Origin of the sequence: Pseudomonas gingeri (genome assembly GCF_013386115.1) — a bacterium.
In the GTDB taxonomy this organism is placed as follows: Bacteria; Pseudomonadota; Gammaproteobacteria; order Pseudomonadales; family Pseudomonadaceae; genus Aquipseudomonas; species Aquipseudomonas gingeri.
Map to the genome: position 1 here is coordinate 259484 of NZ_JACAOR010000005.1, position 13741 is coordinate 273224.

At 61.8% G+C, this 13741-nt stretch carries 14 protein-coding genes; 9 read left to right on the forward strand and 5 right to left on the reverse strand.

Annotated elements, in window-relative coordinates:
* Position 1: 1 nt before the first annotated feature.
* Both fkpB and ispH read left to right on the forward strand, forming a co-directional pair.
* On the forward strand, positions 2–439 hold the full coding sequence (gene fkpB, locus HX881_RS09165) for an FKBP-type peptidyl-prolyl cis-trans isomerase (RefSeq protein ID WP_177084561.1): 438 nt from the start codon (positions 2–4) through the stop codon (positions 437–439).
* 76 nt (positions 440–515) lie between these two features.
* Positions 516–1463: a 4-hydroxy-3-methylbut-2-enyl diphosphate reductase gene (ispH, locus tag HX881_RS09170; RefSeq protein WP_017123465.1), complete on the forward strand. Its 948-nt coding sequence runs from the start codon at positions 516–518 to the stop codon at positions 1461–1463.
* On the opposite strand, the gene HX881_RS09175 is transcribed toward ispH, so the two are convergent.
* Positions 1440–1985 (reverse strand): GspH/FimT family pseudopilin, encoded by a 546-nt coding sequence (locus HX881_RS09175; protein WP_017123466.1) that lies wholly within the window; start codon positions 1983–1985, stop codon positions 1440–1442. The two genes, ispH and HX881_RS09175, sit on opposite strands and share 24 nt — an antisense overlap.
* Positions 1986–2123: 138 nt before the next feature.
* Between HX881_RS09175 and HX881_RS09180 the strand changes: the two genes are divergently transcribed.
* Genes HX881_RS09180 through thiO form a run of 7 tightly spaced genes read left to right on the forward strand, consistent with a single transcriptional unit; the run spans position 2124 to position 8992 of the window.
* Positions 2124–2588 (forward strand): GspH/FimT family pseudopilin, encoded by a 465-nt coding sequence (locus HX881_RS09180; protein ID WP_017123467.1) that lies wholly within the window; start codon positions 2124–2126, stop codon positions 2586–2588.
* Positions 2585–3061, forward strand: a complete 477-nt coding sequence (gene pilV / locus HX881_RS09185) for a type IV pilus modification protein PilV (RefSeq protein ID WP_017123468.1) — start codon at positions 2585–2587, stop codon at positions 3059–3061. The genes HX881_RS09180 and pilV overlap by 4 nt, the downstream gene beginning before the upstream one ends.
* Positions 3058–3762: a PilW family protein gene (locus tag HX881_RS09190; protein ID WP_017123469.1), complete on the forward strand. Its 705-nt coding sequence runs from the start codon at positions 3058–3060 to the stop codon at positions 3760–3762. The genes pilV and HX881_RS09190 overlap by 4 nt, the downstream gene beginning before the upstream one ends.
* A gap of 7 nt (positions 3763–3769) precedes the next feature.
* Positions 3770–4294 (forward strand): pilus assembly PilX family protein, encoded by a 525-nt coding sequence (locus tag HX881_RS09195; RefSeq protein WP_017123470.1) that lies wholly within the window; start codon positions 3770–3772, stop codon positions 4292–4294.
* Positions 4281–7418: a pilus assembly protein gene (locus HX881_RS09200; protein WP_177084046.1), complete on the forward strand. Its 3138-nt coding sequence runs from the start codon at positions 4281–4283 to the stop codon at positions 7416–7418. Before HX881_RS09195 ends, HX881_RS09200 begins: the two co-directional genes overlap by 14 nt.
* 12 nt (positions 7419–7430) lie before the next feature.
* On the forward strand, positions 7431–7844 hold the full coding sequence (locus HX881_RS09205) for a type IV pilin protein (protein ID WP_017123472.1): 414 nt from the start codon (positions 7431–7433) through the stop codon (positions 7842–7844).
* A gap of 47 nt (positions 7845–7891) precedes the next feature.
* Positions 7892–8992 (forward strand): glycine oxidase ThiO, encoded by a 1101-nt coding sequence (thiO, locus tag HX881_RS09210; protein WP_017123473.1) that lies wholly within the window; start codon positions 7892–7894, stop codon positions 8990–8992.
* 267 nt (positions 8993–9259) lie between these two features.
* Here the strand turns inward: thiO and HX881_RS09215 are convergent, their stop codons facing one another.
* The 4 genes from HX881_RS09215 to HX881_RS09230 form a co-directional block, all read right to left on the reverse strand.
* A complete protein-coding gene (locus HX881_RS09215) occupies positions 9260–10603 on the reverse strand; it encodes a sigma-54-dependent transcriptional regulator (RefSeq protein ID WP_177084048.1) in 1344 nt (447 codons plus the stop codon).
* A gap of 2 nt (positions 10604–10605) precedes the next feature.
* Positions 10606–12195: a sensor histidine kinase gene (locus HX881_RS09220; RefSeq protein WP_017123475.1), complete on the reverse strand. Its 1590-nt coding sequence runs from the start codon at positions 12193–12195 to the stop codon at positions 10606–10608.
* Complete coding sequence (locus HX881_RS09225) at positions 12185–12418, reverse strand: PP0621 family protein (protein WP_177064949.1); 234 nt, start codon at positions 12416–12418, stop codon at positions 12185–12187. Before HX881_RS09225 ends, HX881_RS09220 begins: the two co-directional genes overlap by 11 nt.
* A gap of 193 nt (positions 12419–12611) precedes the next feature.
* Positions 12612–13628 carry an outer membrane protein assembly factor BamD gene (locus HX881_RS09230; protein WP_017123477.1) on the reverse strand — a complete coding sequence of 339 codons (1017 nt, stop codon included), beginning with the start codon at positions 13626–13628 and terminating at the stop codon, positions 12612–12614.
* Between the last annotated feature and the right edge of the window lie 113 nt (positions 13629–13741).

Sequence of the window (13741 nt, forward strand, 5' to 3'; positions counted from 1 at the left end):
AGTGGCTGAGCAACGGATCGGTCAGAACACCCAGGTCACCTTGCACTTCGCCTTGCACCTGGAAAATGGCGACACGGTCGACAGTACCTTCGACAAGACCCCGGCGACCTTCAAGGTTGGCGACGGCAGCTTGCTGCCGGGCTTCGAAGCGGCCTTGTTCGGCTTCAAGGCCGGTGACAAGCGCAGCCTGACCATCCCGGCGGAAAATGCCTTTGGCCAGCCCAACCCGCAGAATGTGCAGATCATCCCGCGTTCGCAGTTCCAGGGCATGGAGCTGTCGGAAGGCTTGCTGGTGATCTTCAACGATGCGGCCAATACCGAGCTGCCTGGTGTGGTCAAGGCCTTCGATGACGTCGAAGTGACCGTCGACTTCAACCATCCTCTGGCCGGCAAGACCCTGACCTTCGATGTGGAAATCTTCGAGGTCAAGGCGCTGTAGGAGCCGGCTGGCTGGCGATAGACCGCGCAAGCGGTCAAACTGATCTGAAACCCGCGCGCAAGACACGAGGCACAGCATGCAAATCAAACTCGCCAACCCCCGTGGCTTCTGCGCCGGCGTGGACCGGGCGATTGAAATCGTCAACCGGGCCCTGGAAGTCTTCGGACCGCCGATCTACGTGCGTCACGAAGTGGTGCACAACAAATTTGTCGTCGAAGACCTGCGCGCCCGCGGCGCCATCTTTGTCGAGGAGCTGGACCAGGTGCCGGACGACGTCATCGTCATCTTCAGTGCCCACGGCGTTTCCCAGGCCGTGCGCAGCGAGGCGGCCGGTCGCGGGCTGAAGGTGTTCGATGCCACCTGTCCGCTGGTCACCAAGGTGCATATCGAAGTCGCGCGCTACAGTCGCGATGGTCGTGAATGCATCCTGATCGGCCACGCCGGGCACCCGGAAGTGGAAGGCACCATGGGGCAATACGACGGCAGCAACGGTGGCGCCATCTACCTGGTGGAGGACGAGAAAGACGTCGCCGCCTTGCAGGTGCGCAATCCCGACAGGCTGGCCTTCGTGACCCAGACCACCTTGTCGATGGACGACACCAGCCGTGTCATCGACGCCCTGCGGTCTCGGTTCCCGGCCATTGGCGGGCCACGCAAGGATGACATCTGCTACGCCACGCAAAACCGCCAGGACGCGGTCAAGCAACTGGCGGACGAATGCGATGTGGTGCTGGTGGTCGGCAGCCCGAACAGCTCCAACTCCAACCGCCTGCGTGAGCTGGCCGAGCGCATGGCGACCCCGGCCTACCTGATCGACGGCGCCGAAGACATGCAACGCAGTTGGTTCGAGGGTGTCGAGCGCATCGGCATCACCGCCGGCGCCTCGGCACCGGAAGTACTGGTGCGCGGGGTGATCCAGCAGCTTCAGGCCTGGGGCGCCACCGGTGCCGATGAGCTGGCCGGTCGCGAGGAGAACATCACGTTCTCCATGCCTAAGGAACTACGCGTTCGCTCGTTGCTCTGAGCCTGCAGTCTGACAGAGCGCCTCCGGGCGCTCTCGTGTATCGATCCGCGCTCTGCCGGTGGAGGCCAGTACCACCCGCAGGTGGCTGATGGCTTGCTCCCTCGCGCAGACATGCAGCGTGCCTCCCCTCGATGAGCCGTTCTCGTAGCGCAGTTCGCCCAGGCTGGTGAAGCGGATAAAGCTGCGCATGGTGGTATTGCCCCTGATGGGGGTTCTGCCATCTCCGCGTCGCTCACTCAGGACCGGGTTGTCCGGGTCCTCATGGCCGTTTCCGTTCTGGTCGATCACGATCCTCCAGCCACGGCTCCAGTCGCCTTCCAGCGGGTGAATGATCACGCTTCGCTGGCGCAGGATCGCTTCGGTGCGGGCCGTGCGCAGGCCGGTGGCGAGTTCATCGGCCGAGACTCTTCGGTGCTGGGAGTCCATGAGGTCCCTGAACGACGGAAAGGCCAGATGGGCCAGTAGGGCGATCAGGGCCAGCCCGACCAGCAGTTCGATCAGTGTGAAGCCTCGCGGTGACATATCGGCCGACTCCCTGTTTATTTTGATGACAGTGCTTCCGTGCACTGGTCCATCCAAAACAACCGTATATCCTGTCGTCGGTTGTCTGGAGGACAGGGCTAGTTATAGTCCAGAGCAGGCGGGGTGGGGAGTACGCATATGTTTCAACGTACCAGAGGTTTCACGCTGGTCGAGCTGATGGTCGCGGTGGCGGTGCTGGCGATTCTGGTCACGGTCGCGGCACCGGTGTTCACCAGCAGCATCCAGAAGACCCGAGCCGATTCCGAGGCCAGCGACCTGATGCGCGCGTTGAATTATACCCGTCTCGAGGCGATCAACCGGGGGGTGAATGTGCGCATTGCGCCCACGGCGGTCGGAGGCTCCTGGACCCAGGAACTGACCACTCGGCTGAGCCCAGCGGGGAACGTGCTGCGGGTGACTCCGGCCATGTCGACGGCGGCGACGGTGGCGAGCAATAACGTGGCGTTCATCGAGTTCAACAACCTCGGTGGGCTGGCCAGCCCGGCGGCCAATACCACCCTGACCTTTGTCGAGGGGGCCTACACCAATGCGGTCACCGTGTGCCTGACAGGGCGGATCGTCCTCAATGGAGTGTGCCAATGATGCGTAGCGATCAACGGGGCACAACCCTGGTGGAAGTGCTGGTGGCCATGCTGGTCATGGCGATCGGTCTGCTCGGTGCGGCGGCCTTGCAACTCAATGCCCTGAAGAGTACCGACAGCTCGACCATCGGCACCCAGGTCAGTTTCATCACCTACGACATACTGGATCGCATTCGAGCCAACCCTTGTTCGAATTCCACGCTCAATCCCTGCGTCAATCCCGGGGCTGACTATCAGTTGGGAAGCCTTACGGCTCCCAGCAGCATTTCGACGATACGGGACCAGGATCTGTCCGACTTCGTCACCAACCTGAACAATATCGCCGGTGCGGCGAACGTTACCGGCACCATCTCGGTCGCGTCCGGTGTCGTCACTATCACGATCAACTGGAATGACGCACGCGCCGCGAACGCTGCCGCCACTTCGACCTTCTCCCTGGTCAGCCAGGTTTCAACCGTGTGGAACGGCCTATGAAAAAGCTTTCCGGGGGATTCGGCCTGGTCGAGATCATGGTTGCGCTGGTGCTGGGCCTGGTGGTGGTCCTGGGCGTTACACAGATATTCGTCGCGGCCAAGAACACCTACACGAGCCAGACCGCCGCTGCCGGGATTCAGGAGGATGCTCGCTTCGTGCTGAGCAAGATCCAGCAGGAAGTCCGCATGGTGGGGATGTTCGGGTGTGTCGGCACCGTGGCGGACTCCAGTGACAACAGCGCCTTCACCGCGGCCTACAATGCGCCGATTACCTGGGACAACGCCAATCAGGCGCTGACTCTGGTCACCGCGGACGTCGGCAATAACGGTACGGTGCCGGCCTGGACGATTCTCTCCGATTGCCTGGTGCAATCCACGGCCTATACCGGCGCCCGGGCGGCGGGCAGTGGGCAGATCGCCTTGCCGGTCAGGCAACTGGTCTACTCCTTCGCCAACAACCAACTCTATATCGGCCCGCTGAACAATCGCCAGCCACTGATCAGCAATGTGCAGGCTTTTTCGGTGTCGTTCGGGATGGCCCGGACGGTGCTCGACAGCACGGCGTTCAGTTACTCCGCCAACCCCTCCAACGCAGCCCTGATTCGCAGTGTGCGCCTGACCCTGACGCTGAGGGACCCGACCAACAAGGTCAGCAATCGCACATTCAACGTCGTGGCGTCCGTGCGTAACCGGCTCAGATAAGGAGGGCATGCATGTGAAGACTTTTGCCCGTGGGGCTCATCGATTCAATCCGCGATCCCAGCGCGGCATGGCATTGCTGGTCAGCCTGGTGTTTTTGCTGTTGCTGACGCTGATCGGTATTTCGTCGATGCAGAACGCCAACCTGCAGGAAAAGATGTCCGGCAGCGTCAAGGTGCGCAACGAGTCGTTCCAGTTTGCCGAGAGCGCGCTACGTGTGGGGGAAAGCATTGTGCAGGCGTCGACATACGATTTGGCGGTTTGCTCAAGCACCACGCGCTGTGCACCGCCCGCCGAGGCGACCAACAATGCCGTGGCGCTGACCGCGGGCGCCAATGCCACTTCGGGAGTCACCTGGGTGGCGGTCACCAATGGTTTCTATGGCATCCAGAAGCTGGGCACCACCAAGGACCCGGTCAATGTGAACCAGGCGGGCATGGAAGACAGTCTTTCCTGGACCACCTACAGGATTACCGGCGTGGGTAATCAGGGTGCGTCGCGCACCGTGCTGGAGAGCATCTATGTCAAGAAGTAAGCGGTCGGGCAGCGGGCTTTCGCGACTCGCCAAACTGATAGGCGGGGGGCTTCTCGGGCTCTACCTCAGTGCTCCGGCCTATGCCTTCACGCCCTCTGACTCGCCCTTGTTGAGCGCCGGTTCGGTGACACCGAACGTGATGCTGCTGGTGGATAACTCGGGGAGTATGAACAACCTGATTCGTACGGCGGACTTCAATCAGGCGACGACGACTCCCCAGGTCTACAACTGCGCTTCGAATACCAGTTGCAGTACCAACATCAATGGCCTGGTCACGCTCGATATGACCAATGAGAATCAGTTCATCAGTGATTTCAACCAGGGTGGCTGCAGCAGTGGCTACGATGGTTTCAGAATCGCTACCAGTGTCAGTAACAATGCGCCTACCAATGTTCTTTACTGCATCAAGTTCCCCGATCCCGTCGGTGGTGGCAATACCCGGATTTCCAACCGGTATGTGGCTTATCTCATCGCCAGGATGATCACCGCCGGGCTGGTCAAAAAGGACTACTCCACCGACAGTACGATCCCCAATGACTATCGGATCAACGTCGCACGTAACGTGTCCTCGTCACTGGTCACCAGCAACCGCAACCTGCGTATCGGGCTGGCGACCTTCAATTCGCCTCGCAGCGGTGATAATGGTCCGGGCGGTAATATCGCCCGGGGGATCAGCGATCTGTCGCCGGTGAGCGGGTCGACCACCCAAGCCCAGGCGGACACCAACTACAACGCGCTGATTTCCTCTATCGGTGGTCTGTCGGCGGTTGCCAACACGCCATTGGCTGAAACGTATTACGAGATCACTCGCTATTTCCGTGGGATGGCGCCGTACTACAACTCGACACCGAGTACCTATACCAGCCCGATCCAGTACCGCTGCCAGAAGAACTACGGGGTGGTGATCACGGATGGCCTGCCGACCTATGACCGCACGTTCCCGAGCAACGACCCTCTGGGCGGCAGCAACCTGCCGAACTGGGACGGGATCAATAATGACGGCGACAACCTGAGTGGCGACGGCGAAGGCGACACGCTCTATCTGGACGATATCGCCAAGTTCGCCTATGACATCGACATGCGCTCCGCGGGTAACGATGCTGCCGGCAAGAGTTGGGACGCTGCGGACTTCCCGAAACAGAATATGTTTACCTACTCCGTGGGGTTTACGGCTGACAACCAGATGTTGGCCGATACCGCGCGGTATGGACACGGTAACTACTATCAGGCGACCGACAGTGCGGGGTTGAACGCGGCGCTGTCGGCGGCACTCAATGACATCACCTCCAAGGCGGGATCCGGCGGTGGTGGCGCAGCGAGTTCATCGAGCCTGCGCGCCAATACCTTGTTCTATACCTCGCAGTACGACCCCACCGATTGGCGCGGCACCATCCGGGCCTTTGCGTTCAATACCGACGGATCGCTCAGTTCCACGGCCAACTGGACGAGCGACACGACCATCTCTCCCAGCGGCACGGCCACTCCAACTTTTCAGTCTTGGAATACCCTGACCAGCGCGGCTATCACTCTCGCCTATGGCAACTTCGCCCCGCTTCAGCAGGTCGCCCTGGGATTGAGCCTGCCCCTGGGCGTTACCGGCAACGATCTGGTGGAGTGGAGCAAGGGCACCAACAGGACCGGTCTGAAAACCCGCAGCGTGTACCTGGGGGACGTCGTCAACTCGCGACTGGTTTATGCGTCGCCGACCGATCGCACGGCATCGGACAGTCTTGGCGACACCACTTACACCACCTACCTGGACGGCAAGAGTACCGGGATGACGGCTCGCCTGGTGGTCAACGCCAACGATGGATTCTTCAACGTCATCGACCCGGTGGTTGGCAACCGCCTTTATGCCTACATGCCGTCGAGTGTGATCAACAACCTGCACTATGTCGCCGATCCGAACTACATCAATGGTACCAGCCACAAGTTCCTCAACGATGGCCAGATCACCGTGGCCGATGCCAAGCTCAACAGCACTTGGAACACTGTCGCGGTAGGCGGTGTCGGTGCCGGTGGCAAGGCGTTCTTTGCGATCCGGCTCTACGGGGCGTCGACCTCCAACACCATCAGCGCCCTGTGGGAAATCAAGGCGCCGGATGTCGCCAATACGCTCAACGTCTTCAATGACCTGGGTTATGCCTATGCCAAGCCGGAAGTCGCACGCCTGGCCGATGGTCGCTGGGCGGCGTTCATCGGCAACGGCTACGGCAGTACCTCCGGTGTGGCGGCGTTGTATGTGGTGGACATGCGCGACGGTTCGCTGATCACCAAGATCACCGCCGACAACACCGGGAACAACGGCCTCAGCTCGGTGAAGCTGCGAGTCAATGCTCAAAGTGTCGTGCAGTATGCGTACGGCGGCGATCTGAAAGGGCAGATGTGGAAGTTCAACCTGACCGACTCCACACCTTCGAACTGGGGGATGGCATTTGGTGGCGCACCGCTGTTCACCGCTTCGGGTGGTTCGGCCCAGCCGATTACCGCGCAACCGGTCGTCGGCAACCTGCCCGGACAAGGCAAGCTGGTCTATTTCGGTACCGGCAAACTCAGTGAAACGGCGGACAAGACCACCACGGCACGCCAGGCGTTCTACGCCGTCCTGGATAATGACGGGACCAGCGCCAGCTATACCGAGAGCAATCTGGTGGCCCAGACGATCAATGCTCCCGCGACGGGAACGTCGTTTTTCACCTCCAGTCAGAATTCGGTCGATTACACGACCAAGAAAGGGTTCTACTTCTCCCTGGTTCTCAACAACACCCTGACCGGGGAGCGGGTCATTTACCCGGCGCTCCTGACCTTTGGTCGATTGATCTTCACGACGGCCATCGTTGACACCAGCGACCCGTGTTCGAGCTCGGGATCGGGCCGACTGATGGATGTCGATGCGGTGACCGGGGCCATGCTGACGTACCCGGTGCTGGACTCCAACAACGATCGGCGAGTCAATGCCAGCGACCAGATATTCAGTGGTATCAACTACAGTGGTGGCGTGCCGAACATCGGTGGCCTGGTCAGCAATCCTGATGGGTCCCAGATCATTACAGGGCCGCAAGGCTCGCCGATCGAACTGGGTGGCGTGAACAACCGACGCATCATGTGGCGACAATTACAGTGAGTGAGGGAATCAATGCGTAGAGCCAGTAAAGGTTTCACCCTGATCGAGTTGATGATTGCCGTGGCGGTTGTCGGGATTCTTGCCGCTATCGCCTATCCAAACTACACCGCCTACGTGCAGCGCACTCATCGCTACGAAATTGCCGAATTGCTCTACGAGCAGGCGCAGGCGCTGGAGCGTTTCTACTCGCGCAGCGCCACCGCGGCCAACCCGGTGGCTACCTACGCCGGGGCGACGGTGAGTGGCGGTAACACGTACTACACGATTGCCTCGAACCTTGCCGCGACGGGGTTCACCTTGACGGCAACCCCGATACCGGGTTCGATGATGGCCAATGATGCCTGTGGTACCTATACATTGAGCAACACCAACGCTCGAACCAACTCCGGAGCGGGCATGAGCCTCAAGGATTGCTGGGGTCGCTGAATCTGTCAGGGATGTTGTGTCGGTTTCTTTTCTGTCTGGATCAATAAATGAGTACCCAGCAACACGTAGTCATTGTCGGCGGCGGTGTGATTGGCCTTTTGACCGCATTCAACCTGGCCGGGCAGGTCGCCCGGGTAACCCTGCTTGATCGTTCCGGCCTGGGCCAGGAGTCCTCCTGGGCCGGCGGCGGGATCGTCTCGCCGTTGTACCCATGGCGCTACAGTTCGGCCGTCACGGCCCTGGCCCACTGGTCCCAGGATTTTTATCCACAACTGGGTGAGCGACTTTTCGCCAGCACCGGTGTGGATCCCGAGGTGCACACCACCGGGCTCTACTGGCTCGACTTGGATGACGAGGCCGAGGCCCTGGCCTGGGCCGAACGCGAGCAGCGCCCGTTGAGTCCTGTGGATATCTCGGCGGTCCATGACGCCGTGCCCGTCATGGGCGGGGGCTACTCCCGGGCGATCTACATGGCCAATGTCGCCAATGTGCGCAATCCGCGTCTGGTGAAATCACTCAAGGCGGCCTTGCAGGCATTGCCCAATGTCACCCTTCACGAACAGTGCGAAGTCAGCGACTTTATCCGCGAGGGCGGGAAGGTGGTCGGCGTGCAGACTGCCACAGGTGGCATTCGGGCCGACCAGGTGGTGCTGGCTGCCGGTGCCTGGAGTGGTGAACTGTTGAAGAAGCTGGGCCTGGAGCTGCCGGTCGAGCCGGTCAAGGGCCAGATGATTCTGTACAAGTGCGCGGCGGATTTTCTGCCCAGCATGATCCTCGCCAAAGGGCGTTATGCTATCCCGCGACGCGACGGCCATATCCTGATCGGCAGCACCCTGGAGCACGAGGGGTTCGACAAGACGCCGACCCTGTCTGCCCTGGAAAGCCTCAAGGCATCGGCGGTGGAGCTGATCCCGGCGCTGGCGGGCGTCGAGCCCGTTGCCCACTGGGCGGGATTGCGCCCCGGCTCGCCGGCGGGCATCCCGTTCATTGGTCGGGTCCCCGGTTTTGACGGGCTCTGGCTCAACTGCGGGCACTACCGCAACGGCCTGGTGCTGGCGCCAGCGTCCTGCCAGCTGTTTGCCGATCTGTTGCTGGGACACGAACCGATCATCGACCCGGCACCTTATGCGCCCGAGGGCCGGCTCTGAAGCTTCCCCGGTGATCCTGGAAACCCAACCCTGTAGGAGCCTGGCTTGCCAGCGATAAAGCCAGTGGGAGCTGCATTGATCTTGCGGCCGCCATCGCCGGCAAGCCGGCTCCCACGGGATTCGGGCTGGGCGTGGAGTCCGTGTCCGAGCACAAACAATGTAGGAGCCTGGCTTGCCAGCGATGAGGCCGGTGGGAACTGCATTGATCTTGCGGCCGCCATCGCCGGCAAGCCGGCTCCCGCAGGGGCTGTGTCAATCAATGAGCGTTTAATCCAGCCCCAGTTTCTTGAGGCGATATCGCATCGAGCGGAATGACAGGTTCAGTCGCTGGGCCGCCGCGGTGCGGTTCCAGCGGGTTTCCTCCAGGGCCTGGAGGATCAGCTTGCGCTCGATGCTTTCCAGGTAGTCTTCCAGGTTATCGATCTGCGCCAGGCTCGGCTCCCCGGGCTCGGCGTTATTGCCCTCGGCTTGCGCCAGTCGCAGGTCGCTGGCTTCGATCTGCTCGTTTTCGCACAGGGTGTAGGCTCGTTCGAGCATATTCTCCAGTTCGCGCACGTTACCGGGAAAGCGATAACCCTTGAGGGTATCCAGGGCATGGGGATGCAACCTGGCGGCAGGTTGCCCGCTGCCCGAGGCCAGGCGCTTGAGCACATTGGTCGCCAGTGGCTCGATATCGTCGCGGCGTTCGCGCAGCGAGGGCACCCGCAGCTCGATGACGTTCAGCCGGTAATACAGGTCCTGGCGAAAGCGTCCGGCGCTGACTTCGCCGTTCAGGTCCTTGTGGGTGGCGCACAGGATCCGCACATCCACCACTTCCTCCTGCTGACCGCCGACACTGCGCACGGCCTTCTCCTGGATCGCCCGCAGCAGCTTGACCTGCATGGCCAGGGGCAGGTCGGCGACCTCATCGAGAAACAGGGTGCCGCCGTTGGCGGCCTGGAACAATCCGGGCTTGTCTTCGACGGCACCGCTGAAGCTGCCTTTGCGATGGCCGAAAAACTCGCTTTCCATCAGCTCCGAAGGAATCGCCCCGCAGTTGACCGGCACGAACGGGCGCTCGGCGCGGGGCCCTTGCTCGTGGATCAGGCGTGCCACCAGTTCCTTGCCGCTGCCTGATTCGCCACTGATATACACCGGCGCCTGACTGCGGGCCAGCTTGTCGATCTGCTTGCGCAGGGCGCGCATCGGCAACGAATCGCCCAACAGACGGTTATCGATGGGCGGCGGTTTTTCACCGGCCAGCGGCAGGCGCAAGGCACTGGCGACCAACTCCCGCAGGCGGGCGAGGTCCACCGGCTTGGTCAGGAAGTCGAAGGCGCCGGACTTGAGGGCGTTGATTGCGGTGTCCAGGCTGCCGTAGGCGGTGATCATCGCCACGGGCACCTGGGGGTGGCGCTGCTGGATGTGCTGGACCAGTTCCAGCCCCGTACCGTCCGGCAGGCGCATGTCGGTCAGGCACAGGTCGAAGCTGTCCCGGGCCAGTTTTTCCCGGGCTTCGCCGACGTTGCGGGCGCTCTGGGTATCGAGTTTCATCCGGCCCAGAGTGATTTCCAGGAGTTCGCGGATATCCGGCTCATCATCGACGATCAGGATCTTTTGCCGTGGGCTCATGTTCAACTCTGTTTGCGTGCGTGAGCGAAGGTGATGCGAAAGCAACTGCCGCCTTGGCGCCTGGAGTAGTCCAGGCGGGCCTGGTTGCTTTCGCATAACTCGCGGGACAGGTACAGGCCCAGGCCCGTGCCCTGGCTTTCGGTGGTGAAGAACGGCTCGAACAGGTGCTGCAGCTGTTCGGGGGCGACGCCGGGGCCATTATCCAGTACTTCCAGGGTCGGCAGTTCATTCTTCTGTTCCAGCGACAGCTTCAGCCAGACCTCGGCCTGATCATGCAACTGGGCACTGTAGCGCAGGCCGTTTTCCAGCAGGTTGTTCAATACCTGTGTCAACTGTAGCGGGTCGGCGCGGGTTTGCAGCCAGGCACTGCCGATCTCCAGGTGGAGTTGCTGGTTCGGTCGGGCCCGTTCGCGCCATTCGCTGACAAAGGTCTCCAGCCAGGTGCCCAGGTCGAGCAACTGCGGTTCGGCGGGTCGCCGGCGGGACAGCTGGAGTACATTCTCGATCACCAGATTCATGCGCTTGGACTGATCCTGGATTATTTGCGTGAGACGCCGGTCAGGACCTTGCAGTTCCTCCGACTCCTGCAGCAGCTGGGCGGCGTGGCTGACGGCACCCAGGGGGTTGCGGATTTCGTGGGCGATACCGGCGGTCAGGCGGCCCAGGGCGGCGAGCTTGAGTTGCTGGGCCTGTTGGGCGATCTGCGACAGGTCCTCGAGGAAAACCAGCGTTTGCTGTTGCTCACCACGCTGCAGTGCGATGAACGCGGGCTGCAGCACGGCGCTGCCACCGGCGATTTTCAGGCTTTGCGGGCGCAACGTGGGATTGCTTTGCCACAGGCGCAGGCGGGCGATCAGCTCTGGCGAGCAGCTTTCGATCGATTGCCCGATGACATCGGTCTGGCCCAGCAGTGCGAGGACGCTGGGGTTGGCCAGTTGGGCGCGGTACTCGGCATCGAGTACCAGGATGCCGGTGCGCATGCGTTGCAGGATCAGTGCATTGAGCGCTTCGAGGTTGGTCACGTCACTGGCGCGCTGTTCGGCCAGGGTATCGCTCACGATCAGCAGGCGGGTCAGGCCCTGGACGAGCAGCGCCGCGGCAAAGCACAGGGCGCCGAGCAGCCCGGCCTGTACGTAGTAGTTGGCGGCTGCCGGGCGGCTGAAGCTCAGGTAGAAGGTCAGGTAGATAATGCCGATGGCCGATACGGCGGCAATCAACAGGCCGATACGACCACGCAGCAGCACGTTGCTGATCGCCACCGAGGCGATCAGCAGGTTGCCGATCCCGCTGGGTGTGCCGCCGGCGGCATAGAACAGGCCGGAGAGCATGATGGCGTCGGCCAGCGCCAGGCTGAAGACCTGGGCCTGGCGCTTGGGGTTTTCCAGCAGCACCACTACCAGGATATTCAGGATCAGGTAGATCCAGCTGCCGGTGCGAAACAGCTCGCCGTCGGCCAGCTCCAGCAACTTGTCGTCCATCTTGCTGGAAATCAGCAGGACCAGGGCCACGCCGATGCTCAGGCGATACAGGTGATAGAGCCGCAGCAGGCGTTGTGCCTGGGAGCCTTCGAGACTGAGGGTCTCAGCGGTCACGAGCGCCCGGGCCTTGCTCGAGATGGGCCTGGCTGCAATACCACTGCTGTTGCTGGCTCAGGGCGCGGTCGCGAGGCAGGTGCACGCCGCAGTGCGCGCAACGTACCATGGGCGGGGCATTCAGCTCGTCGGAGGGGCGGGCGGCGGTTTCGGCCCGTTTGAATTTGCGCCAGAACCATACGGCGGCAGCGATCAGAGCAATCCAGAACAGTAAACGAACCATGGCGACCAGCTATTCGGCGAGTGATCCGGCAGTTTAGCCAAGCTCATGACGGGCGCACAGAGCAATTACCGCGGGCCGGGCCAAAGATAAAAAAAAGAGCCCATAAGGGCTCTCTTTTGAACAGATGTCGCTGTTTGCGCGAGGATAGCGGTGAATGTCACACCGCTATCGCCAGCAAGCCGGCTCCCACGACTCAGTCGAACACACCGAAGGTCATGTAGCTGAACCACGAACGGTTGCTGTTGCTGCCCTCGGCTTCATGCTGTTCTTCTTCAACGGCATCGCCTTCGGTCGGCTTCAGGTCTGACGGGATCGCATCCTTGGCATCCTGGAACTGTTTCAGCACGTCCTGGTTGGCGCGGGTTTCTCCCGGTGGCAGCGGCGGACGGGATTCGATCAGGCCCAGGGTGGCCTTGCTCAGCCAGGAGCGGTTGTCCGCCTCGGCGACGCGTGGCACGAACTGGCCGTCGACCAGGCTCGGGTGATTCGGGTAGTTGGCCTTCAGGACTTCCAGGCTGCTGGCAGCCAGTTCATCCAGGTGCAGGCGCTGGTAGGACTCGACCATCACCGCCAGGCCGTCACCGACCGAAGGGGTTTCCTGGAAGTTCTCCACCACGTAGCGACCGCGGTTTGCCGCGGCGACGTAGGCCTGGCGAGTCAGGTAGTAGTCGGCCACGTGGATCTCGTAGGACGCCAGCAGGTTGCGCAGGTAGATCATGCGCTGCTTGGCGTCCGGCGCGTAGCGGCTGTTCGGGTAGCGGCTGGTGAGCTGGGCGAACTCGTTGTAGGAGTCGCGGGCGGCACCCGGGTCACGCTTGGTCATGTCCAGCGGCAGGAAGCGCGCCAGCAGGCCCACGTCCTGGTCGAAAGAGGTCAGGCCCTTGAGGTAGTAGGCATAATCCACGTTCGGGTGCTGCGGGTGCAGGCGGATAAAACGCTCTGCCGCGGACTTGGCCGCTTCCGGCTCGGCGTTCTTGTAGTTGGCGTAGATCAGTTCGAGCTGGGCCTGGTCGGCGTAGCGGCCGAACGGATAGCGCGACTCCAGGGCCTTGAGCTTGGCGGTGGCGCTGGTATAGCTGTGGTTGTCCAGGTCGGCCTGCGCCTGCTGGTACAGCTCGACTTCGCTCAGGTTTTCGTCAACGACTTCCTTCGATGAGCAAGCAGCGGTCAGTGCGAGGATGGCGATCAGCAGCAGGTGTTTCACTTGCATGGCGGCTTGCGTCCCTATGACGGCCGCTGTCTTGGGCGGGGCCGTCCTGTTATGATGAGTGCCCCGTTGAAAGCCTCGGGGCAAAAGACGCCGTATTTAACCACAAGCGCGCA